20 protein-coding genes are annotated in these 22,629 nt (G+C 29.2%); 2 read left to right on the forward strand and 18 right to left on the reverse strand.

Translation table 11 applies throughout. The annotated features are described in order from the left end of the window. Positions 1 to 25: 25 nt before the first annotated feature. A complete protein-coding gene (locus N4A55_RS14200) occupies positions 26 to 742 on the reverse strand; it encodes a tRNA lysidine(34) synthetase (RefSeq protein ID WP_293757524.1) in 717 nt (238 codons plus the stop codon). Between the two features lie 240 nt (positions 743 to 982). On the opposite strand from N4A55_RS14200, the gene N4A55_RS14205 reads away from it, so the two are divergent. Continuing rightward, positions 983 to 2,347, forward strand: coding sequence for an NAD(P)/FAD-dependent oxidoreductase (locus N4A55_RS14205; RefSeq protein ID WP_330666415.1), 1,365 nt, complete (start codon positions 983 to 985; stop codon positions 2,345 to 2,347). A gap of 262 nt (positions 2,348 to 2,609) precedes the next feature. Here the strand turns inward: N4A55_RS14205 and N4A55_RS14210 are convergent, their stop codons facing one another. The 10 genes from N4A55_RS14210 to N4A55_RS14255 form a co-directional block, all read right to left on the reverse strand. Further along, positions 2,610 to 3,980, reverse strand: coding sequence for an MATE family efflux transporter (locus N4A55_RS14210; protein WP_293757528.1), 1,371 nt, complete (start codon positions 3,978 to 3,980; stop codon positions 2,610 to 2,612). A 142-nt stretch (positions 3,981 to 4,122) separates the two neighbouring features. Continuing rightward, positions 4,123 to 4,722: a TetR/AcrR family transcriptional regulator gene (locus N4A55_RS14215; RefSeq protein ID WP_293757530.1), complete on the reverse strand. Its 600-nt coding sequence runs from the start codon at positions 4,720 to 4,722 to the stop codon at positions 4,123 to 4,125. Positions 4,723 to 5,082: 360 nt separating this feature from the next. Continuing rightward, complete coding sequence (locus N4A55_RS14220) at positions 5,083 to 6,015, reverse strand: alpha/beta fold hydrolase (protein ID WP_293757532.1); 933 nt, start codon at positions 6,013 to 6,015, stop codon at positions 5,083 to 5,085. Positions 6,016 to 6,030: 15 nt separating this feature from the next. Further along, a complete protein-coding gene (locus N4A55_RS14225) occupies positions 6,031 to 6,804 on the reverse strand; it encodes an ABC transporter ATP-binding protein (RefSeq protein ID WP_293757534.1) in 774 nt (257 codons plus the stop codon). After that, positions 6,804 to 7,838: a FecCD family ABC transporter permease gene (locus tag N4A55_RS14230; protein ID WP_293757536.1), complete on the reverse strand. Its 1,035-nt coding sequence runs from the start codon at positions 7,836 to 7,838 to the stop codon at positions 6,804 to 6,806. The genes N4A55_RS14225 and N4A55_RS14230 overlap by 1 nt, the downstream gene beginning before the upstream one ends. Positions 7,839 to 7,842: 4 nt before the next feature. Next, on the reverse strand, positions 7,843 to 8,883 hold the full coding sequence (locus tag N4A55_RS14235; protein ID WP_293757538.1) for an ABC transporter substrate-binding protein: 1,041 nt from the start codon (positions 8,881 to 8,883) through the stop codon (positions 7,843 to 7,845). Between the two features lie 20 nt (positions 8,884 to 8,903). Beyond that, positions 8,904 to 9,353, reverse strand: coding sequence for a MarR family winged helix-turn-helix transcriptional regulator (locus tag N4A55_RS14240; RefSeq protein ID WP_293757540.1), 450 nt, complete (start codon positions 9,351 to 9,353; stop codon positions 8,904 to 8,906). A gap of 28 nt (positions 9,354 to 9,381) precedes the next feature. Beyond that, positions 9,382 to 10,377, reverse strand: a complete 996-nt coding sequence (locus N4A55_RS14245; protein ID WP_293757542.1) for a methyltransferase — start codon at positions 10,375 to 10,377, stop codon at positions 9,382 to 9,384. 110 nt (positions 10,378 to 10,487) lie between these two features. Then, complete coding sequence (locus tag N4A55_RS14250; protein ID WP_293757544.1) at positions 10,488 to 11,309, reverse strand: EFR1 family ferrodoxin; 822 nt, start codon at positions 11,307 to 11,309, stop codon at positions 10,488 to 10,490. 217 nt (positions 11,310 to 11,526) lie between these two features. Further along, on the reverse strand, positions 11,527 to 13,626 hold the full coding sequence (locus N4A55_RS14255) for a choice-of-anchor J domain-containing protein (protein ID WP_293757546.1): 2,100 nt from the start codon (positions 13,624 to 13,626) through the stop codon (positions 11,527 to 11,529). 319 nt (positions 13,627 to 13,945) lie between these two features. Between N4A55_RS14255 and N4A55_RS14260 the strand changes: the two genes are divergently transcribed. Continuing rightward, positions 13,946 to 14,077: a hypothetical protein gene (locus tag N4A55_RS14260; RefSeq protein WP_293757547.1), complete on the forward strand. Its 132-nt coding sequence runs from the start codon at positions 13,946 to 13,948 to the stop codon at positions 14,075 to 14,077. A gap of 96 nt (positions 14,078 to 14,173) precedes the next feature. Here N4A55_RS14260 and N4A55_RS14265 read toward each other — a convergent pair whose 3' ends face one another. From N4A55_RS14265 to N4A55_RS14295, 7 genes are all read right to left on the reverse strand, one after another. Beyond that, the gene (locus N4A55_RS14265) at positions 14,174 to 15,454 is read right to left on the reverse strand and encodes a dihydroorotase (RefSeq protein WP_293757548.1); all 1,281 of its coding nucleotides are present in this window, start codon (positions 15,452 to 15,454) and stop codon (positions 14,174 to 14,176) included. Next, complete coding sequence (locus tag N4A55_RS14270) at positions 15,447 to 16,379, reverse strand: aspartate carbamoyltransferase catalytic subunit (RefSeq protein WP_293757549.1); 933 nt, start codon at positions 16,377 to 16,379, stop codon at positions 15,447 to 15,449. The genes N4A55_RS14265 and N4A55_RS14270 overlap by 8 nt, the downstream gene beginning before the upstream one ends. Positions 16,380 to 16,478: 99 nt before the next feature. Beyond that, positions 16,479 to 18,095, reverse strand: a complete 1,617-nt coding sequence (locus N4A55_RS14275; RefSeq protein WP_293757550.1) for a glycosyl hydrolase family 18 protein — start codon at positions 18,093 to 18,095, stop codon at positions 16,479 to 16,481. A 280-nt stretch (positions 18,096 to 18,375) separates the two neighbouring features. After that, positions 18,376 to 19,665, reverse strand: coding sequence for a uracil-xanthine permease family protein (locus tag N4A55_RS14280; RefSeq protein WP_293757551.1), 1,290 nt, complete (start codon positions 19,663 to 19,665; stop codon positions 18,376 to 18,378). Positions 19,666 to 19,764: 99 nt separating this feature from the next. After that, positions 19,765 to 20,283, reverse strand: a complete 519-nt coding sequence (gene pyrR, locus N4A55_RS14285) for a bifunctional pyr operon transcriptional regulator/uracil phosphoribosyltransferase PyrR (RefSeq protein ID WP_293757553.1) — start codon at positions 20,281 to 20,283, stop codon at positions 19,765 to 19,767. A gap of 266 nt (positions 20,284 to 20,549) precedes the next feature. Continuing rightward, on the reverse strand, positions 20,550 to 21,293 hold the full coding sequence (locus N4A55_RS14290) for an acyl-[acyl-carrier-protein] thioesterase (RefSeq protein ID WP_293757555.1): 744 nt from the start codon (positions 21,291 to 21,293) through the stop codon (positions 20,550 to 20,552). 139 nt (positions 21,294 to 21,432) lie between these two features. Then, positions 21,433 to 22,617 carry a MalY/PatB family protein gene (locus N4A55_RS14295; protein ID WP_293757557.1) on the reverse strand — a complete coding sequence of 395 codons (1,185 nt, stop codon included), beginning with the start codon at positions 22,615 to 22,617 and terminating at the stop codon, positions 21,433 to 21,435. Positions 22,618 to 22,629 lie beyond the last annotated feature (12 nt).

The raw sequence follows: 22,629 nt of genomic DNA on the forward strand, positions 1-22,629 counted from the left end.
TTACATAAATATTTCATGCCATTAGTTAGAATTTCCAACCTTTGATATCTGAGCTTTCAATAGCTCTATATAGTCTTTGTACTAAACCAGGATTCTCTTTTTCTAAATTGGAGAGAAGATTTTTCATATATTCACGCTTTGTATTTCCATCAGCAGGGCAAGGGCTCTTTACAACAGGTAAATTATATTTATTCTTAAATCCTATTAAATCTTTTTCGGCAACATACATGAGCGGTCTAATAGAGTATAATTTCATTCTGTCAAGAAATGTTACTGGAGAGAATGTATAGAATCTACCTTCAAAAAACAATGACATCATCATAGTTTCAACAATATCCTCTTTATGATGACCTAGAGCTATTTTATTACATCCTAACTTATCAGCCATTTCATTTAACGCACCTTTACGCATCTTAGCACATAATGAACATGGATTTTTTTCCTTTCGTTCATTGAATATAATTTCTCCTATGTCAGTATCAACAATTGTATAATTTATATCTAATTCTTTGCATAGATTTTTGACTCCTGCTAAATCAAAATTGTCAAATCCAAGAGAAACAGTAATGGCTTCAACTTCAAATTTCTTAGGATAGAATCTCTGTAAGCCTTTTAGAGCATAGAGTAGAGCTAAGCTGTCTTTCCCCCCTGAAACACCTATTGCTATTTTATCTCCATCATCTATCATATTGTAAGTATCTACAGCTTTTCTAGTATGACTAAGTAGTTGTTGTAATTTCATAATCAAAACCTTTCTATCGTGTGATTACTAGTTTATGTTGAATTATTGTATGTATATATTCATATTAAGGAATATATACTTCTATCTTATTATATATGAATATAATTAAAGGAACAAGTGTTATAATCTGTATTAAGGAATCTTCGCTTATTATTTATATTTGTTATCGAATTTAATTTTTGGTATAATATATAAGTATGTTTATGCCAAAGATTGTAAAAATAGTTTAGGGGGTTGATTATGTACGATATTATTATTGTTGGAGCTGGGGCTGCTGGAGTATTTTGTGCTTATGAACTTGTAAAGAATAATCCAGAGCAGAAAATTTTAATGTTAGAAAAAGGGTTGCCATTAGATAAAAGAATATGCCCCAAAAAAACTCTAGGTGTTAAAGAATGCAAATGTAAAACTTGTTCTATAATGGAAGGGTTTTATGGTGCAGGGGGATTTTCTGATGGAAAATATAATATTACAAATAATTTTGGTGGAGATTTATATGAGTATATTGGTTATGATAATGCACTAGATTTAATGTGGGAAGTTGATAAAATTAATCTTGCTATGGGTGGTGAAGAAGCAAAGCTATATTCCACTGGTAATAGTGATCTTAAACAAGAAGCGCTGAAACATGACTTACACTTATTAGATGCAATGGTAAGACATCTTGGAACAGATAGAAACTTAATAATTGCATCAAATATGTATAATTTCATTAATGATAAAATTGATATTGAATTTTTAACAGAAGTTACTGATATCGATAAAGAAAAAGATATATTTACGGTTCATACATTAAAACAAAGTCATAAATCTAAGAAACTTGTTGTAGCAACTGGTAGAACTGGTTCAAAATGGATAGGAAAATTATGTAATAAGTTTAATATAGTTACTAGAAATAATAGAGTTGATATTGGTGTTAGAGTAGAACTTCCTGCATTAATTTTCAAACATATAACTGATGAAGTATATGAAAGTAAGATTGTGTATAAGACTGAAAAGTATAATGATTTAGTTCGAACATTTTGCATGAATCCTTATGGGGAAGTAGTTACAGAAAATTATGGAGATATTACTACAGTTAATGGACATAGCTATGCAGATCCAAAATTGCATACTGAAAATACTAATTTTGCATTATTAGTTTCTAATAAATTCACTAAACCTTTTAAGAATAGCAATGAATACGGTGAATCCATAGCAAAGCTTAGCAATATGTTAGGCGGTGGTGTTCTAATGCAACGTTTTGGTGATTTAGTGAAAGGTCGCCGTAGCAGTGAAAGAAGAATGAAAAAATGTTTTACTCAACCAACTTTAGAAGCTACACCTGGAGATTTAAGTCTTGTAATACCAAAACGACAGTTAGATAATATTATTGAAATGATTTATGCTCTTGATAAAATAGCTCCTGGAACAGCTAATGAAGACACCTTATTATATGGTGTAGAGGTCAAATTCTATAATTCAAATATTGAAGTTGACTCAAATCTTGAAACACAAGTAAAAGGGTTATATGTTTTAGGTGATTGTTCTGGAGTTACGCATTCTTTATCACAAGCTGCAGCAAGTGGAATCTATGTTGCAAGAATATTAAATAATATTAAGTAATACTAAACGAAAAATTACAAGCTATCTTATAGTTTATTCTACTAACTATTCGCTAAAGTTGTGTTTTGCGCATAGTTAAAAATTAAATTTTAATATAGTATTCAATACTCTATCCTTAGCTACTGTTTAGGTTAATTTAAATTATTTCCACAACTGTTTTACAAATTTTTAATAATTGTACATTTCAATACTAGTACAATAAAAGGCAATTGGAACTTAGAGCTTCCAATTGCCTGTATTAATATATAATTTTATATTATACTTATTTTGCTAATTCAGTCTTATATCCTTTTATTTGACTGTTTAATACTCCAAATTCACCTATAGTAAAAATACCAGCTAAGCTAATAGTCAGAAAGTCACCAATAGGCAATGATAACCATACACCAGTTTCTTTTAAGAATAATGGTAATATAAGTGATATTGGGATGAAGAATAATAGTTGTCTTCCCATAACTACCAATGCAGCTTTACCTGCTTTACCAAGTGCTTGGAAAAGTGTAATAGATGTAATCATGAATCCGTATAGTATAAATACACATAAATATATTCTGAAGTTATTAGCACCAGATGATACCAATGCTTGGTCTGTAATAAACCAACTTAGTATGAATTTTGGTAATAACATAAATAATACCCATAATACACCTGATATTCCAGTAGCAATTTTTGTAAATGTTAAAAATGCCTCTTTTACTCTTGCAAATTGTTTAGCCCCATAGTTAGCTCCAAGAACAGGCTGTAAACCTTGACCTATCCCCCACATAGGGATAAAAGCAAACATCATTATTCGTTGAGCTGAACTAAGGACAATAATACTATCATTACCACCATATGATGACATTAATTTAAGTAATATAGCTAATTGTATTGCTGCCATAAATTGCATTAACATTCCTGAAAAACCAACACTTAATATCTTAGGCATAATATCCATAGATAGTCTGAAACTTTTTTTGGTTAATTTAATAACACTTTTTCCAAATTTAAAGTAAACTATATCACCTATTAAATATATGATTTGACTGATAACCGTAGCTATTGCAGCTCCCTCTATTCCCATATCAAATACCTTAATAAAGATTGGGTCTAAGATGATATTAATAATCATCCCAACAAAAACTATTGTCATCGCAGATTTCATCTTACCTTCACCACGGATAAGCATATTAAGAGCTGGTCCTACACCAGCAACTATGAATCCTAAAGCAATTATTTTTATGTATTTTACACCTAAAAATAAAATATCATCTCTAGCACCAAGAAAATGAAGTATTGGGGTTGCAAAATTACAAACAATAAGAGTTAGTATGACTGATAATATGGCAACACCTATAAAAACATTACCAAATAACTTATCAATAGTTTCTTCATCTTTTTCACCTATGGCTCTTGATAAAAGGGACATTGCACCTGTTGCAAATAAAGTAAGTATAGCTTGATTAATTAAAACGACATTATATGCCATTGTTATTGCTCCAACTCCTGCTGCACTAACAAACTGTCCTACAAATATTGCATCAACCATATTGTATAATCCTACGGCTAGCATTCCAATAATACCTGGTACAGCAAGTTTCATGAATAACTTGCCCATGTTAAATTCTAATAAAGCTTTTCTGTTTTCGCTCATATAAGTTTCCTCCTTCATTAAATAATCTTTAGATAATAAGTAATAACAATAGTAGTAATGATAAGAATAAATTCTAGTACATATGTAGGTGACGTCAGCGTCATATTATATGTAAAAAATTTTTCTAGCTAAGCTAGTCTTTTTATAAATACTCATTATAAAAATCATAAAATATTTTATGAATATAATCTTTATTACTTTCAAAAACTTGTTTGTCAGAAAAAAGTGCATGCACTAATAACATAGCATTTATTAACCTACTCATAAAAAGTATGTTTTTTTCTTGATCTTTATCTTGAAAAAAAGATATTTTATCACCAAATAGTTTTTCTAGTTGGATAAAAGTTTGTTTCTCGAAGCCTAAAAATATATTTTCTAGTTTTTTATCATATAATATTTCATATATAAACATAAGATACAATTTTTTCTGGGGAGATGTACTTAGTACTTTATCTAATGATTTATCAGCTAATATACGACAAATATCTTCTTTACTATTAACTTTAACGCTTACTTGTCTAAAGAATCTGTTATCTACCTCATTACCATCACGCATAATAGCAATCATAATCTCTTTAGGGCTTGAGAAATACCTATAAACTCCACCTTTTGAAAGTGTCGTCTCAGCAATAATATCTTCCATTGTTGTATTACGGTAGCCTTTTTCAATAAATATATCTAGTGCAGCTTGCTTTATTTCTTTTTCTCTTTCTTCACGAGTTTTTCTTTGAAATTTTGCCATTTTTTCACTCCATATTATATTTTGAAATAATATTAACATATATAAGTATGCTTTTCAATATGTGAAACAGCAAAACTATTACTATCAATTCATAACTATAAATAATATCAATAATGAATATCAATTTCAATTAAGAGTATACCATATATTTTTTTTAATGTCTATAATTTATTATAATTTTATAGCACAGGATAGATTTATTATTATCAATCCCGTGCTATCTTCTTCAACTGTATATATTGAACTTAAACATTGATACATACATTTAAATAAGTTCAATCTATTTTCTTTGGTTTTTAACATAATAGAACTAAATAATCACTGGGTTTATAGCAATTATTAATATATCTTAAATATGTTTTATCGATTAAAATAATCAATTAACAGCTTATTCATTACACCTGCAAATTCATAATGTGCTAAATGTGATGCTTTCTCTATCTCATGGTATTCTATTGCGGGAATTAACTGCTGTAATTTTTCCATGGATTCTTTTGTATTTTTCTTATCATTTTCTCCCCAAGTCAACAGTATAGGTATCTGTTCTTTTCCTAGTCTTTCATAGTAAATAGTAGCATCATCTATAGCATTACCTCTCATATTAGCTAAAACTGCTCTTTTTTTCCCTTTAAAATTTATCTGTTTCTTTAATTTATCAGTAAGTTCATGTTTTTTCTCATCTGAATATAATACCTTTGAAGGATCTGTCAACATTTTATCTCCACTTACATTCATCATATATTCACCTATAAATCTGGTTTTTAGTAGATTTACCCTGTTTTTACCAGGGAAAGTATCAAAAAGCGGTGAAAGTAAAGCTATCTTCTCTACCTCTTCAGGGTGTGATGCTGCAAAATAAGTAGTTATGCAGCCACCTTGAGATGTACCAATCATATAAACAGGTCCAGTTATGTTTAATTTTTCTTTTAGTTCAACTAGCTGTTTATCGTATAATTCTCTATCGTATTTCCTTAGCTTAGGTCTATCAGAATATCCATGACCATACACATCATATCTAAGAACTCTGAAGCCAGCAGTAGCTAGTGCATCTATATTGTTATCCCATGTAAAATATGGTGCAGCATTACCATGCACTAATATTATGGTTTTACCGTCTTCTGGTCCTTTTAATTCATAATGAGTATATCCATTTGATAGCTCAATAAAACTTCCTTCTAGTCTAGCTCTTGTTTGTTGATTCAATGTTTCTTTTTCTAAGTTACCTGTCATAAAAGGTATTAGAATAATAATTAATATAATTACACTTATTATGATTATGATTCTCTTTTTCATTTTATTCCTCCTCCATCAAGTACCTAAAAATACAAATGATGGTACATTTTTATTGTTATAATGCAAATCAATGAGTTTAGAATTAACATAAAAGTATTCTTTAATTGTTTTTTCTGTCATGATGCTACTAACATCTCCGCAAGTATATTTATCCTTACTTAAAACTAAGCACTTATTTGCTATCTTCATAACATTGTTAGGATAATGTGAATTAATTATTGTACTTATATCCTGCTTCTTAGCTAATTTACTTATTGTATGCAATACTTTAAATTGATTAAAAAAATCCAAATGTGATTCTGGCTCATCTAATATCAATAACTTTGGAAATGATGATAAAGCTTTGGCTATAAATACCATTTGTAATTGTCCCCCACTTAATTCATTACAATATGAGTTTCTTAAATGATAGATACCTAATTCGTTCAGAATGTTATCTACTATATCATAATCCTCTTTTTTTGGTGATTGAAAATAACTGTGGGTTCCATTTCTTCCAAATACAACTAAATCTTTTACTAAATATGAGAATGGTAATTTTCTTGCTTGAGGTACATAACCAATGTCTTTTATACGGTCAGCATCAATTGTATTTTGTCCATTAAATATACAGGTGCCCTTATCCCACTTCAAAATTCCAGCAATACATTTTAATAAAGTAGTCTTACCTATTCCATTACAACCCATTATGGCAAGAATTTCTCCTTCATCCAAAGAAAAGCTGATATCTTTTAGTATCGGTACATTTGGTTTATAAGAATAATAGCAATTCTTAAGTTTTAACAGCATTATATTTCACCTCTCTTATACATAAATAAAAAAGCAAAGATTGGAGCACCTATTAAAGCTGTCAATATACCAATTGGTATTTCAGAAGAACTGATATTTCTTGCTAAGCAATCAACAATTATTAAAAATACTGCTCCTGTTAAACCTGATAATGGAACTAAATATCCGTGATTATATCCAATTATCTTTCTACATATATGAGGAATCACTAAACCTATCCATCCAATAATACCTGCTACTGTTACTGTTGAAGAAACCATGATCGTACATAATATTATAATGATCCATCTAAGTCTTTTAGGATTAATCCCCATGGTAAATGCTTCATCATCACCTAATGACAGTATATTAATCTTCCATCTAAGCATTGTTAATCCTATTAATCCAATCATCACAGGTAATATGATAGTTTTAATCTGATCATAAGAAGCATTAGAAAAGCTACCCATAAGCCAAAAAGTAATAGCTGGCAATTTCTCTTCTGTATCAGCAACATACTTTGTTATTGATATTAATGATGTAAATACAGAAGACACTATAATACCACTTAAAATAATCGATAGAATGGATTGATCTTTTCTACTTTTTGAAAATAAAAAAACTAAAGCCATACTGATAATTCCAAATCCAAATGATAAAATCTGTATAGTGATTAAATTATTAGATGTTAATATAATTCCAAGTGCTGCACCGAATCCAGCTCCTGACGAAACACCAAGAACATCAGGACTAACAAGTGGGTTTTGTAATAATCCTTGCATACAGGTACCTGCTATAGCGATGCAAGCACCTACGATTCCAGCCAAAATAATACGTGGTATCCTTATATCCCATATTATGTATGAGGAAATTTCTAACTTATCAGATAAACCTGAGTGATTAATCTTAGCACTGATTATTTTAATTATATCACTCACTGATATGTCATATCGACCAATTAACAAAGATATACTACTCACTATAATCAATAATATTACTACTAAAAAAGCTACATTTCTATAAGATGTCATACTACTATTTTCTTTTATATTCATTTTTCTATTTTCCTTTTACTTCTTTAGGTTTCAATATATCTTCAACTAATTCATCATTTAATTCTATATCATAGATTCTATTATAGTATCCTTTTAAATAGGTTATGAATTCATCTTTATTCAATACATTAGAATAAGTTTTTGAAATAAGCCATAATGGCATTAATGGTGAATCTGCATTTGGTGCTCCCCATGAATAAACAGCTTGTGGAATGTCATAGATAGCTTTATCCTTATATGCCTGAATCAAAGACCAATCTTGATCAGTTACTTTATTATTGATAATAGGTGTTGCAGGCATACCTAAAAATATGAAAACAATATCAGGATTCCATTCATAGATTTGTTCCATACTTACTTCTTTACATCCTTCTATATCCTTAGCTACATTTTCTATTCCTGCTTTATTAAAAAAATTATCTCCATATGAATTATTACCACTTACAGTTATTTTTCTATTAATATAGCTAAAAACATAAAGTCCTTTTTTCTTAGTAGAATTATTTTTTAATAATTCATCTGCTTTTTTATTTGAGATTTGCCATTCTTTTTCTATAGTATTTTCATTAGAAATATTAAAAGCTTCTTCTAAATGTTTTTCCCATTGAATTGTCATCTGTTCAGGGTCTCTATTCTTGCTAATCATCATATCAACAGATTCAACATCTAATTTGTCTAATCCATTCTTTTGATTATCACCATAATAGAATATGATATCTGGTGATAATTTTAGTAGTTCTTCTGTATTAACGACAAATTCATTATTAATAAAAGAAGTGTTTATATCTTTATAACCAGGATATAATTCATTAAGAACATTTTCATTTGCTGTACTAAATGCTCTTTCATTTATCCCTACTACTTTACTATCTTTTGGTGATGCACTTAGATAGATCGAAAATATGGGTGGTGATATTATGGTAACTCTAGTATTATTTTTTCCTTCTATCTTGGCTACTTCATCATCTTTTTTTGAACAACCTGTTAATTGTACAAATAACAAACTTATTATAATAATAATGGTTATCATTCTCATTGATTTCATAAAAAAACCTCCTCTATTCCTTAGAAATGATTATCAATTAATTTATTTGAGTAAATAAGAAATTTTTGTATTAATTGTAATTCTTCGTTATTAAGACTATCTAGAAAATTAAATAAAGCTTTATCAAAATTGTTATGATATTGTTCATGAGATTTGTAAGCTTTTTCTCCATCTTCCGTCAAAAATAATTTAGTCTTTTTCTTATCTACTTCATCATTGACTTTTATAATCAATGCTCTTTTTTCTAATTTTAGTACTGTTTTATAAACAACAGCTCTAGTTATACCAAATTTTCTAGCCATTTCCGAACTATGGATACCAGGATTATCTCCAATCATTTTAATCATATGTATTTCACCTCGATAAAACCTCATGTTTTCACTACCAAAGTCTAATACATTTGTTTTTCCGTTTGCAACTTTCTCTGTCATTGAAATAAATGATTCTAAAACATTATTCTTGGTATTCATTTATTAAACTCCCTCTGCTCTTATATATTTATTTCTGGTAAACTTTGATGCTATGATTACCGCTTTTATCTTGACTATATAACTTGAAACCATTACTAGTCATAGCATCTTGAATAACCTTATCTGGTAGAAGCAAATCTAACCCATCTAAATGACTTGACAGCCATCCTAATATAGTTTCAGATGGTTCTAGATAATCTTCACTGAATCCATGGGTTATTAGATATATTATACCATTTTTATTAAGAGCATCATATAGTTTTTTTACAAAATCCTGTAAATGATCTTTAGCAAAATCTATAATACCTGAAGCAATTATTATATCATAACCATTTCCAATATCATCCTTGATAAAATCCCCTTTTTGCACAGTTATTCTTGAACTAAGATTATTCTTAGAAACTAAATCTTCTGCTACTAGTGAAACGTTAGGTTCTTCAAAGATAACACCTTTTGAGCTAGGAAAGGCTTTACATAATTCTATTCCCATAGCTCCAGAACCACCACCTAGGTCTAATATCTTACTAGGTTTAGTATCCTGATATATTTTATTCATAAGATTTATCAATGGTTCTATTCTCCATAGATATATTTCTGGTATGCATACTTTTGCAAGTTTAGTGAAATCATAGACTTTCTGCCCTTGGTTATGTTGAGCAATAGCTTTATCTGGACCATACCTTACTCTGTTTTCAATATTATCTAATGACATCATTTCATTTCTAAATAATATGGCATCTCCAATATAATATTTACTTAATTTTGATAAATAGATTTTTCCCTCCTCTGTATTCACATACTTGTTTTGATGTTTTTCGATTAGTTTTATAGATGCTAAAGCATTCAGTGTTAATTTTAAGTTCCTTATATCATATTTACTTTGGTTAGCTATTTCTTCTATTAAAATTTCATCATCTAAATAAGAAAAAATATCTAGTTTTAATGCTGCAAAAAATAGTTGTGTCTCTCTATAGTTATTTACCATCGTATAATATGTATTTATTGCCAATTTATTATTATTCATTTTCTCACTCCTTTGTAACCCTAGCATACATTATAGTAATATTATACAATTAAATACATTGTATGTCAAGCATACAATGTATTTCTGCATTTTGTCATCTCTATTTATTATTAAATATATATTTTACTTACCATTCTATCAATTCCTTCTTTTGTTGTCTTATGAAATTCTAATTTTTTTTCCCATGTATTTGATATATTGTTAGTATGTAAAACTTGATCTGGACAATTAGCTATACATCTGAAGCAAGATATACAAGAATCTAGGTCAGCAAGACCTTTTTCTGCATCCATTGCCTTAGTTGGACATATGTTTTCACATAATCCACACATAGAACAATTAACCCCATCTCTTGTAGGAAGTTTAGTAATTACATGAAAACGATATTTTTCAGCTTGGTCTAATTGCTCAGAGCTAAATATGGGTTTATCATACTCTATAGGTATATATGCTTCTTTGGTGATAAATTTATTTATTGTTTTAACAGTATATTCTTCTGCTATTTTATAATCTGATTGATTAGGACGATTTTGTGCAGCTAGCCATCCGCTGTAATTAAAAGTATGTGCACTTACAAACTCTGCTGAAGAAACTAATTTGAAGTTATTTTCATCCAATATTTGTTTAGTATAATAATGAGCTGGATCTTTTCCAAATCCTCCATAAGTAAAGAAAACCGAGCACTTTTTACCCTTTCCATTAATATTATGTAACCATTCTCTGCATATTCTAGGAGCTCTCATAGAATAAATAGGAAAACCAAAAAAAATTCCATCATATTCATCAATTTTTAATTCTTTTTGTCTACTTGAATAAGAAGTAATATCTACACTAGTAACATTAACACCAAGTTCCTTTAGTTTGTTTTTGATTACAGTTGCAATTTTTTTTGTGTTACCAGTTGCCGAAAAAAAAGCAATTAATATTTTCAAAATTCATTCCTCCTTCAAATTACTATAAAATATTTTAGTAATTAAAATATTATTACTGTTATTGGAATTTGTCAATATATTTTAATTAATATAATGCATTATATATAGAAATATTAATATTATGTAATTTATAACATGTATAAAGCCTACCAACATTCTTAATTGCTAGTAGGCTTTATTTATAGAATAAGTTTTACTTATAATAAACTAATGTTCATTATCTTGTTTTCATTCCATCAAATGATTTACGGTAAATAATTTCATATGTGAAATCAACTGCTCCTTCTTTACCTATTGGGGCAGCATACCATACTATCATGTAAGTTGTACCATGTTGAAATAAGCAATTTAATTTTACAGAATCTTTTTCAGTTATATTAAATGGGTCTAGGTTATCAATACTGTATAATGTGAATTGAATCAAATCATCTTCATTACCAAAGGTTTTCTTATTGATAAATGTAACACAATAGTCTACTTTTATATTTAATATTTCATCAATACTATGAAAACCTTCCATAGAATTACAATCATGATTATAACCTATTTCTTCAATTTGAACATTATCAATGAACCAGCCAGATTCATTGGATGCTGAATCTGTCATATAACGGAATGCAACTAATATTTCCTTACCAACATATGAAGTTAAGTCAAATTCTTCAGTACTCCAAGCTTGATCTTGTCTTGAAAATCCAGGTAGATTTTCATATATTTGAGGTGCTTGTGAATTATAAGGAAATGTGTCTTTATCAATAGTATTATCGTTAGCTAGGCTTGACCATGTCTTTCCTTCGTCAGTTGAAACTTGAACCATACAAGCATCCCATAAAGGTTCCGCATCTACAAATGTATCGAATTTCAATAATGGATTAACGGCATTAGATAAATCTGCTCTAAAGATTAATTGATTATCTATATTATCACCATTATTACCCCAAAGGACTGTTCCTCTATTTTCTTTTGGATCCTCTATTGCTTTCCAAGGATTTGGCATAAATTCAACACCATCAAATTTAATATTACGTATTCTCTTAGAATTATCTAATACTTTGTAATCAGCTCCCCAAGCAGGTACTCCATCTTTGTCATACTCAAGTGCTGATTTAAAATCAACATTAACATCTATGCTATCAAAATTATAAATATCGTCAGCAAAAATCTCTGTATCTATTGCAGCAGCTATAGTAAATCTTCTAAATAATTCTTCAAAATCTATACCAGTATTAAACTGATTAAGAACTTGATTAGTACTTTCAATACCATGTGTTTCATTCTTAGCTAATGCTTGTATGAAATCATGTCCGAAATGATCGTTCATATATAACACGAACAAGTATGCTTGACCATAGTCAGCTAACGTTTCTGGTCCAGTTGGAGCATCAACATGCTCATCCCATTCAATTAAAGAATTCTCAGGATAATCCAAGAAAGCATTAACATGGCTCATTGGATGCATTTCAAAACATAAGAATTCAGCAAACTCAGACATACCTTCATTTAACCAAGTTTCTTCTGATGAGTCATTATCATCATGAATTAAATGTTGGAACTCATGAGCTGTTGTTGGTAACCAATTTTTATCTAGTCTTTTATCCCAATCTTTTGCTGAGATATTTATAATGTTTCTATCAATATATTCTTCATACATAGGTGAGTAGAATCCACCAATAATTAAAGGATAATCTTTATTATAATAATTTTTATCTTTAAAATTATCAACTAATAGAATAACTCTTTCAACGCCATCTTTTGAAACATAATAATCAGCTGATAAACCAGCTTTACTTGGAAGCGTTGCATTTATTCCAGTATGTGAATCATGCATTCCAAAGAAATCAGTGTCTTTTGGATACACAGTTTTATCAAATACATCTTTCATATGGTCAGCTTGAGCTTGAGTTATTACAGGGGCTTCTCTATCATCTATGTAATCTAAATTATCTGCTATCCATATTTCTACATTTGTTCCAATACTTCTTAAGGTATAAGTTTTAAGATAGTACCCATTTTTTGAATCATAAGATAAAAAATGCTTAGTTCCACCATTAAATGTAAAATTAGGATTATCAGATTCTAGAGCAAATAAGCGAGTTTCTTCTAGATTCACAGTTCTTGCAAATTCTTTTATTTGATTAGAAACTTTTTGCTTATACTCATTATCTTTCTCCAATTCTCTAAGTTTAGGTCCGATGTCAATTAAATCTCCATATCTTGAAGTATCCCAACCATCTTCTGCATATACTTCGGGTACATTAAAAGCGAAAGTTAGACAAAATACAAGTGCCAATAATACTGTTAATGCTTTTTTCTTCATAAAAAAAACCTCCTTGCTTTTTGTTAGATGACCTGTATAAATACTCATATATCTATATTTCTTTTAATATTCAGACATGCCATCTACATTATTAGTATATAACATTTTATTGATAATTTCTACAGTAATTGTTATGTTTTTTGGTAATTAAAACAATTAAGAATAATCACTAATTTTAATATCATTGTATAAGTAATTTATTTATATTATAATATTCAGAATTCAATATTTGCAATATTTTTTTAACTGTATAATAATAACAAAACTGTTTTATACTATTTATGTTTAATATTATTATATATTTTAGGAGGTAATGAATATGAGAGCATCTGGTCAAGAAAATGGTGAAAAAATCGAAAGAACTATAAAGAATAATGGTAAATATGATAATGATATCGACATTAAGAAAGAAAAATATGTTAAAGAATCCAAAGATAATAATATTAGGTAAATCTATTATATGAAATACTTAATATCTTTGTTTAGTTAAATTAAAAGCATTATATAATCTTAGCTATAAATTATTATATAATGCTTTTAGTTTTACTTAATCTTCATTATAATTGTAATGGTTTCCTTGAATGATGGTATTGGTTATATCAACATGAGCTTCATATCCATCATATAAGGAATATTTTGCTTTTGATAAAAACTTGTTGGAATTAATTACATTTTTACTGTTTACATCAAGCATCACTAGATCAGCATCGTATCCGGGAGTAATTTTACCTTTATTAATACTCAATATGTTAGCAGGATTATATGACATTTTATTAACTAATTCTTGTAGTGACAAAATACCGTTTTGAACCAAATAAGTATAAGATAGTTTAAATGCTGTTTCAAATGATGACATTCCAAAGGAAGCAATATCAAATTCCAATAGTTTTGAATCAATTGTGTTAGGTTTATGATCAGAACTAATTACATCAATTGTACCGTCTTTCAATCCACTGATAATACTTTCAATATCATCTCTAGTTCTAAGGGGAGGACTGATTTTGGCAAAGGTATTATAGTTATCAACATTTGATTCATCTAATAGAAAGTATCTAGGAGAAGTTTCTGCTGTAATGCTAATCCCTTTATCTTTTGCTAGTCTAATTAATTCAACAGACTCTTTTGATGAAACATGTGTAACGTGTAAGTTGATATCATATTCTTTAGCTAAAAATATATTTCTTGCTAGATGAATTGTCTCTGCTACTACAGGAAAACCTTTTAATCCTAGCTTTGTAGCCATATAGCCTTCATTGATACCACTTTTATTGGAAATACTAGTATCTTCACAATGCATTATTATAGGTATATCAAACATACTTGCATATCGAAATATTTTTTTTACAACGCTATTATCTTGTATTGGAATATCACCATCTGATAATGCTACTATTCCTGATAGTTGCATTTCTCCATATTCAGTAAGTTCTGTTCCCCTACATTCTTTTGTTAAGCTTCCATAGGGAAACAAATGTGTAACTGCATCAACTTCTGATTTTGTCTTTATATATTCAACTACCGTTTTATTATCAATACTCGGTAGTGTATTAGGACTACAAGTTATACTTGTAAATCCACCTCTCGCAGCACTTAATGAAGCTGTTACAAGGCTTTCTCTATATTCATAACCAGGCTCGCATATCTCACAATGCATATCAATAAGCCCCGGAATAATAATCTTATCTGTTGCATCAATAGTGTAATAACCGTCTACATTAATGTTGGGCATTACTTCACTAATTTTACCACCATCTATCAATATATCTGTATTCAACAATGTTTCTTTAGATGTAACTATCTTTCCATTTTTTATAAGTAAGTTATACATTAAAATTCACCCCACACTTAGATAATACATGAAATAATGCCATTCTCACAGCTACTCCATTGATTTGCTGCCTATTTATTATAGAATTATCTCCATCTATAACCTCTGAAGATATTTCTATTCCTCTATTTATAGGTCCTGGGTGCATAACAATTACATCTTTCTTAGCATATTGTAAACGATTGACATCTAATTTAAACAAACGCATATATTCATTTATTGATGGTAACAGATTATCTTCTTGTCTTTCATTTTGAATCTTAAGAGTCATTATTACATCTGCATCAATTATCGCTTCTGTAGTATTATTGTGAACTTCTACATTATCTCCAAGGTTACTAGGTATAAGTGTAGGTGGTCCAGCGATTCTTACTTTTGCACCAAGTTTAGTAAGCCCCCATATATTACTTCTTGCTACTCGATTGTGCATGATGTCTCCTATTATGGCCACTTTCAATCCTTGAAATTTATTTTTGATCTCATAGATTGATAGCAGGTCTACTAACGATTGGCTAGGATTTTCGTTTCTGCCATCACCTGCATTAATTACAGAAGCATTTACATACTTAGTAAGATAATGTGGTCCTCCAGACAAAGGATGTCTTATGACAATGAAATCAGCTCCAATCTGATCTACTGATCTACCAAGATCCTTAAGTGATTCGCCTCTATATAATTCCTTAGATGTAGTGAGATTAATAACTTTAGCATTTAAATTTTGAGCTGCAAGTTCAAAAGATAACCTAGAACGAGATTGTTCTTCGTAATATAATGTTGCAACTGTTTTTCCTTTCAATAAAGGGGTTGTAGTGTATTTATTTGATTCTATGGTATATTTCATTTTTTGTGCTGAGTTAAGTACATAGCGAATCTCATCACATGATAAGGATTTCAAATCTAGAAAATGTTTAATATTAAGTAACATTTTGGTACCTCCAAGGGTGATTAATAAAATATATTGTATACCACTATCTGAATTAAATCAATAGCAAACAAAAATATTAGCATAACTATTACCAGAATATTACTCTATATAAATTGATATTCTATTAAGAACACAAGCCATTTGAGCCCTTGTTACTGTATCTCTAGGTCTAAATGTATTCTCATCATATCCTTTTAATATACCCGCAGAATTTAAAGCTGTTATAGCCTTATATGACCAACTACCCGGACTTATATCCCTGAAGTTGTTATCTGTATTATGTATATTAATATTTGATTTTAATAAATTGTATAGCATTTTAGCCAGTTCTTCTCTAGTTATTGTACTATCTGCATCAAATATTTTTTTATCTTTACCATTTATTATGTTACATTTATATGCAGTCTCTATTTCTGATTTTGCCCAGTATGAATCTGGTACATCAACAAAATATGAGGATGTTGAATCTAGATCAATATCAAGAGCTCTAATAAGAGTAACCGCCGCTTGTGCCCTAGTTAAACCATTATCTGGACAAAATAGTGTACTGGATGTACCTAGCATCCAATCTTTTTCATATATAGTAGATATGTCTTTTTTTGCCCAATGATTAGCTATATCGCTAAAATAATTGCCGTTTAACCATGATATGTAATATTTCCAAATTTCTTTGTTTTCTTGACCTAAACTCCAACTTCCTGTACCTTTTAGATCATACTTGCTTACTAGTTTTAATTTTTCTTTAATAGTATAGTCATTATCATACCATACTTCATAATTACCTTCAGTCACTGGTACGCCCCAGCTATATAGATTCTTTTTTTCATCAGAAGGGTTAACTGTAAAGTTAGCTTTCATACTCTTGGATTTTTTATCATAGATGATACTTCCATTGTAATATGCTACCATTGATTCAATAGTACCAGAAGAAACCCCTTTACCAAGTATCTTATTTTTCTTATTAAAATCATCCATATCATTTATATTCCATATTCTTCCATAAAAAGGTATACCTAATACAATTTTTTCTGATGGTACACCTATACTAATAGCATATTTAACAGAATTCTCTACGAATGACATACTTGCTACTGGCCCTGGATTACTTCCTCTATAACTCTCATCATAAGCCATAATCATTAGATAATCTGCATAAGCAGACAACGTTTTATAATCATACATACCTTGCCACCCTTTAGATGAACCATAAGGGTTAGCTGCTACTGATATAGATAACTCTTTAGTACTATGTAGCTTTTCTCTTAACAAACGGATAAATTCAGTAAATTGTTCTCTGCTTTTTTCATTCAACCCTTCAATATCAACGTTAATACCATCAAAATTATAAGTTTTTATTATTTTAGTGATTTTAGTTGTTACATTCTCCATATCTGCTAATGCAAGTTCTCCAGCTTCTCTATTCCAGTGATTACTTATAAAAGGAATAACTTTCATCCCTTTATTATGAATAGTTTTTATGAAATCAGTATCAATGTTATTTGTTTCAATATGTCCCTCATTATTTATGTCTATGTAATTAGGGGATATACTGTCCAGAGATTCTTTAGTGTCATTAACATAATTTATGTAGGATTTAGGGCTACCGTAATGTAAATATGACATATTGAATCTAGATGAAGTATAAACAGAGGTTGTTGTAATTGTTAATAATATAGTAAGCAAAACTATACCTAAAGCTATTTTAAAAATTTTCATTGGTCTAATTAGATTCCTTTCTATAATTTTCATTGATATTATATTAATAATGGAAAGATATAATATAATAATGATATATAAGTTGAACTTATGAAATGGGTGTATAGATATTTAAGTTCAATATATCTATAAATATTCTAACAGATTTTTAGTGCTTTTTGTCTAAGAAAATTTAACCATAATAAAGATATTCTTCCCCGATTTTTATATATAGTAGTTTTCTTCTTAATCTAAAAAAAGCCCCATAAGGGACTTTTCAAAAGTCTATATAAATCTTATCTTATATACCTTTTGGCAAAACAAGGTTCAAAATAACTCCTATAAGAGCTGCTATGGCTAATCCTGATAATGTAAGTGAATTAACTAGTGGGAAACTATCAACACCAATACCAACAACTAAAACTATTGCAGATATTAATAAGTTTCTACTGTGAGTAAAATCAAGATTTGAAGAAATTAATATTCTAACACCTACACTTGCTATCATACCAAATAATATAATACTAATACCACCCATAACTGGTCCAGGTATAGTTCTTATAACTGCTCCGAATTTACCTATCATACTTAAGAATATAGCTATTACTGCTGCAATTCTTAAGATAGCAGGATTATATACTTTTGTTACAGCTAAAACACCAGTATTCTCGCTATATGTAGTATTAGCAGGAGCTCCAACTAATCCAGCAAATACAGTTGCTACACCATCACCTAGCATAGTTCTATGGATACCAGGATCTTCTAAGAAGTTCTTACCAACAACGGCTCCGTTAGTAGTTATATCTCCTATATGTTCAATAAATACAACTAGGGCAATTGGCGCTATAGCTATTATTCCTGACATTGTAAATGATGGTACTGTTAATATCTGTTCTGTTATATGAGAATCACTAACTGAGAACCATGCTGCATTAGTAATAGCAGTTGTATCTAATAGTCCAAAAGGAATACATAACAGATAACCAATCGTTACTGATATTAGTATAGGAACCATCTTAAAAAAGCCTTTAGCGAATATTGATACAACAACCATTGTTAATACAACTATTGTTGCAACAAATGCATGAGTACCGTTAAATGCTCTGTCTCCATTGTCATTTATAACAGGGAAGAATGCGCTATTAGTTGCAACAGTACATAATCTAAGTCCTATTACAATAATCATTGGTCCAGTTACAATTGGTGGAAATAATTTTTTTATTTTCTCTACACCCACAAAATAAATTATTATAGCCATAGTTACATACACTAAACCAGCTACTATAATTCCTCCTTTTACTAGAGAAAGATTATGTAAATACTCTGCTCTTGGCATCTTAGATACATCATCCAACTGATTAGGATTAAGGGTTATAGAAATTGCTCCAATAAATGCAAAACTTGAACCTAAGAAAACAGGTACTTTTCCTTTTGCACATAAGTGAAATAAAAGAGTTCCTACACCAGCTGCAAATAAGGCAATAGCTGGGTCAAGTCCTGTTAAAATTGGTACTAAGACTGTTGCTCCGAACATTGCTAAAACATGTTGTAAACCTAAAATTAGTTTTTTACCTGTTGATATGTTCTCCATAATAAAATTTACCTCCTATTTTTAATAGATATAAGTTATATTTTTCTAGAAAACTAGACTACTTTATATTTGGTACACACTTTTTTAATATGGAAATCTTTAAATTATCTGAACAGTATCTTCGCCATCAACTTCTAATAACTTAACACGAACTACTTCATTCTTTGATGTAGGTATGTTCTTACCTATATAATCAGGTGTTAACGGTAATTCTCTGTGACCTCTATCTATTAATGATGCAAATTGAATCTTATTAGGTCTACCTGTATCTATCACTGCTTCAATCGCAGATCTACAAGTTCTACCTGTATAAATAACATCATCAACTAATACTACATCTTTACCTCCTACATCAAAATCTAAAGGATTGTTTATTACAGGTTGAGGAGTTTTCTTCTGTAAATCATCTCTATAGAAAGTAATGTCAATTGTTCCTACAGGAACTTCTACTCCTTCAAAAGTTTTAATTTTGTCCGCAATTCTGTTCGCCAAAGGAACACCTCTAGTCTTAATACCTAGAATAACAACATTCTCTACACCTTTATTCTTTTCAATAATTTCATGAGATATACGTGTGAGTGCCCTTCCAATAGCTTTGTCGTCCATTAATACTTTCATAAGTTCACCTCAAAATATATATTATAGTTTGCAAATAACATTTATAAAAATTTAACATATGATAGTCAAATTTTTATATTAAAAAAGGCTCCAAGATACATTCAAGAAGCCATAGTTTACATAACTATGTTACGGTAAAACTTCTTACTAGCATCTCTGTACTAATTTAAAGAAATCTTTTTATTTAATTCTATAATAATTTATCACATTTTTTGATAAATGTCTACTCTTTTTTTATTTTATTGTGTTTATATATAAATGATAGCTTATTTCTTGTTGGTCCATTTAATTAATGCCTGAAAATATTTCTTTCTACTGTCTTTATCTACACCTTCAACATAATAATTATCTGTTTCTTTATTGTAGCCTTTATATAGTTCAATAGTTTGTCCATATTTACATTGGGACAAAAAATTGATATGTAGAATTTTAGGTTGTTTATTTAGATAGTATTCTTCATAAAAACTGTCTAGTACCATTTCAACATATCTAACATTGTTGACATGGTTATTAATATCAATGTCACAGTAACTAATATTTTTATCAAATATATGTTCTTTATTATCAATATCGAATATCTTACCTGGTACTTCTTTTACAGCGTGTTCATTTTCTAGATTTTCGATTGTTCCATTAAGTATCTTAGGACGTTGTGGCCTCATCTTTTTCCAATCAACGATTACCCAATTAGTCGTAACATTAGCTATTACTTTATCAGCGGAATATACCTTGAAATCCCTTAACACAAATATTTTGTCAGTACCTTTAGTCCATGTATTTACTGTAACCGTATCACCTAATTTGGGATATTCTAATACGTCGATATATGCCCTGGATAAAATCCAAAACAGTCCTTCTTCTGACATTTCTTTTACACCATAACTTTGACTGTGAGCATGATTTATAGCACATTCCTGCATATAATTGAATATAGTACTCATCTTAATCCTATTTTCAAAATCAACTGCATAAGTTCCTAATCTATAAGACTCTGTTCTTATTTTACTCATATATCTTATCACCCTTATAATTAAAAATTGTTAATCTTATAACATACTGTATATTATATCACTATCCAATTACAATGTCTAAAGTTTATTTTATAGGTAATATTTGATATAAAAGGTATCAAAATATACTTTTAAATTCTTAAAGTTTATTGTTAATTGCTGAACATATTCTATCTAAAGCTTCTTTTAATTTTGTACGTGGACATGCAAAGTTGACTCTCATAAAACCTGAACCATTATCTCCAAACCAGTTTCCGCTATCCAGAGCAACTTTAGCTTGATGAAAAATCAGGTCTTCAAGTTTTTTATTGTCTTTTTCTATTAGTCTAAAATCCAACCATGCCAAGTATGTTGCTTGTGGACGTATGAGTCTTACCTCTTTCATATTATTAATTAAGTAGTTCTCCATAAAATTAAGGTTATCCTCTAAATATAGCAACAATTGTTCTAGCCAGTCTTCGCCTTCATTATAAGCAGCTTTTAGTGCAGCTATACTCATAGGATTATGTCCTGATATAGAGTTTTTGATTAAAATGTGCTTATATTTATCTCTAATCTCTTTATTTTTAATTATTATATGAGATGTTTCTAGTCCAGGTATATTAAATGTTTTACTAGGAGCAGTACAAATTATTGAGTTATGAGCAAATTCTTCACAAATGTTAGCAAATACTATATGTTCATTATTTCCTAGAATCAAGTCATTGTGGATTTCGTCAGATACAACTAAAACATTATTCTCTATGCATATTTTCCCAATCTTCTCTAATTCTTCTTTTGTCCATACCCTGCCAACTGGATTATGTGGACTGCACAAAATAAATATCTTAACTTCCTCATCTTTTGCTTTTTCTTCGAAATCTTTGAAATCAATATTATATTTTTTACCGTCATATATTAAAGGATTGTCCACTACTTTGCAACCATTATTTATGATGGATTTCTTGAAAGGATAGTATACAGGTGTTTGGATAATAACTTTGTCACCAGTTGAACAAAAAGCTTGAATTATATAATTTATAGCAGGAACAATGCCTGGTGTATATACTATGCTATCTTTTTCTATATTCCAATTATGTTTTTTCTTTTGCCAGTTAATAACTGAATCATAATATTCATCCAACCTAACACTATAACCATATATACCGTGTTTTGCTCTTTTAACTATTGTATTAACTATTGGTTGGGGAGTCTTGAAGTCCATGTCTGCAACCCACAGTGGCAATATATCTTCTTCTCCAAAATACTCTTTTAATTTTTCTGGATCCCACTTTAGAGAATTAGTTCCTTTTCTATCTATGATAGTATCAAAATTATATTTCATATGAATTTCCTC

The sequence above is a fragment of the Vallitalea sp. genome (genome assembly GCF_025211055.1).
Lineage (GTDB): Bacteria > Bacillota > Clostridia > Lachnospirales > Vallitaleaceae > Vallitalea.

Excerpts from the sequence above, each read along its gene's own strand:
- N4A55_RS14260 (WP_293757547.1), top strand. The coding sequence starts at position 13,946 with ATGAGAGCATCTGGTCAAGAAAATGGTGAAAAAATCGAAAGAACTATA.
- N4A55_RS14280 (WP_293757551.1), bottom strand. The coding sequence starts at position 19,665 with ATGGAGAACATATCAACAGGTAAAAAACTAATTTTAGGTTTACAACAT.
- N4A55_RS14275 (WP_293757550.1), bottom strand. The coding sequence starts at position 18,095 with ATGAAAATTTTTAAAATAGCTTTAGGTATAGTTTTGCTTACTATATTA.
- N4A55_RS14235 (WP_293757538.1), bottom strand. The coding sequence starts at position 8,883 with ATGAAATCAATGAGAATGATAACCATTATTATTATAATAAGTTTGTTA.
- N4A55_RS14240 (WP_293757540.1), bottom strand. The coding sequence starts at position 9,353 with ATGAATACCAAGAATAATGTTTTAGAATCATTTATTTCAATGACAGAG.
- N4A55_RS14220 (WP_293757532.1), bottom strand. The coding sequence starts at position 6,015 with ATGAAAAAGAGAATCATAATCATAATAAGTGTAATTATATTAATTATT.
- N4A55_RS14295 (WP_293757557.1), bottom strand. The coding sequence starts at position 22,617 with ATGAAATATAATTTTGATACTATCATAGATAGAAAAGGAACTAATTCT.
- N4A55_RS14205 (WP_330666415.1), top strand. The coding sequence starts at position 983 with ATGTACGATATTATTATTGTTGGAGCTGGGGCTGCTGGAGTATTTTGT.
- pyrR (WP_293757553.1), bottom strand. The coding sequence starts at position 20,283 with ATGAAAGTATTAATGGACGACAAAGCTATTGGAAGGGCACTCACACGT.
- N4A55_RS14265 (WP_293757548.1), bottom strand. The coding sequence starts at position 15,454 with ATGTATAACTTACTTATAAAAAATGGAAAGATAGTTACATCTAAAGAA.
- N4A55_RS14270 (WP_293757549.1), bottom strand. The coding sequence starts at position 16,379 with ATGTTACTTAATATTAAACATTTTCTAGATTTGAAATCCTTATCATGT.
- N4A55_RS14200 (WP_293757524.1), bottom strand. The coding sequence starts at position 742 with ATGAAATTACAACAACTACTTAGTCATACTAGAAAAGCTGTAGATACT.
- N4A55_RS14245 (WP_293757542.1), bottom strand. The coding sequence starts at position 10,377 with ATGAATAATAATAAATTGGCAATAAATACATATTATACGATGGTAAAT.
- N4A55_RS14255 (WP_293757546.1), bottom strand. The coding sequence starts at position 13,626 with ATGAAGAAAAAAGCATTAACAGTATTATTGGCACTTGTATTTTGTCTA.
- N4A55_RS14210 (WP_293757528.1), bottom strand. The coding sequence starts at position 3,980 with ATGAGCGAAAACAGAAAAGCTTTATTAGAATTTAACATGGGCAAGTTA.
- N4A55_RS14290 (WP_293757555.1), bottom strand. The coding sequence starts at position 21,293 with ATGAGTAAAATAAGAACAGAGTCTTATAGATTAGGAACTTATGCAGTT.
- N4A55_RS14230 (WP_293757536.1), bottom strand. The coding sequence starts at position 7,838 with ATGAATATAAAAGAAAATAGTAGTATGACATCTTATAGAAATGTAGCT.
- N4A55_RS14215 (WP_293757530.1), bottom strand. The coding sequence starts at position 4,722 with ATGGCAAAATTTCAAAGAAAAACTCGTGAAGAAAGAGAAAAAGAAATA.
- N4A55_RS14225 (WP_293757534.1), bottom strand. The coding sequence starts at position 6,804 with ATGCTGTTAAAACTTAAGAATTGCTATTATTCTTATAAACCAAATGTA.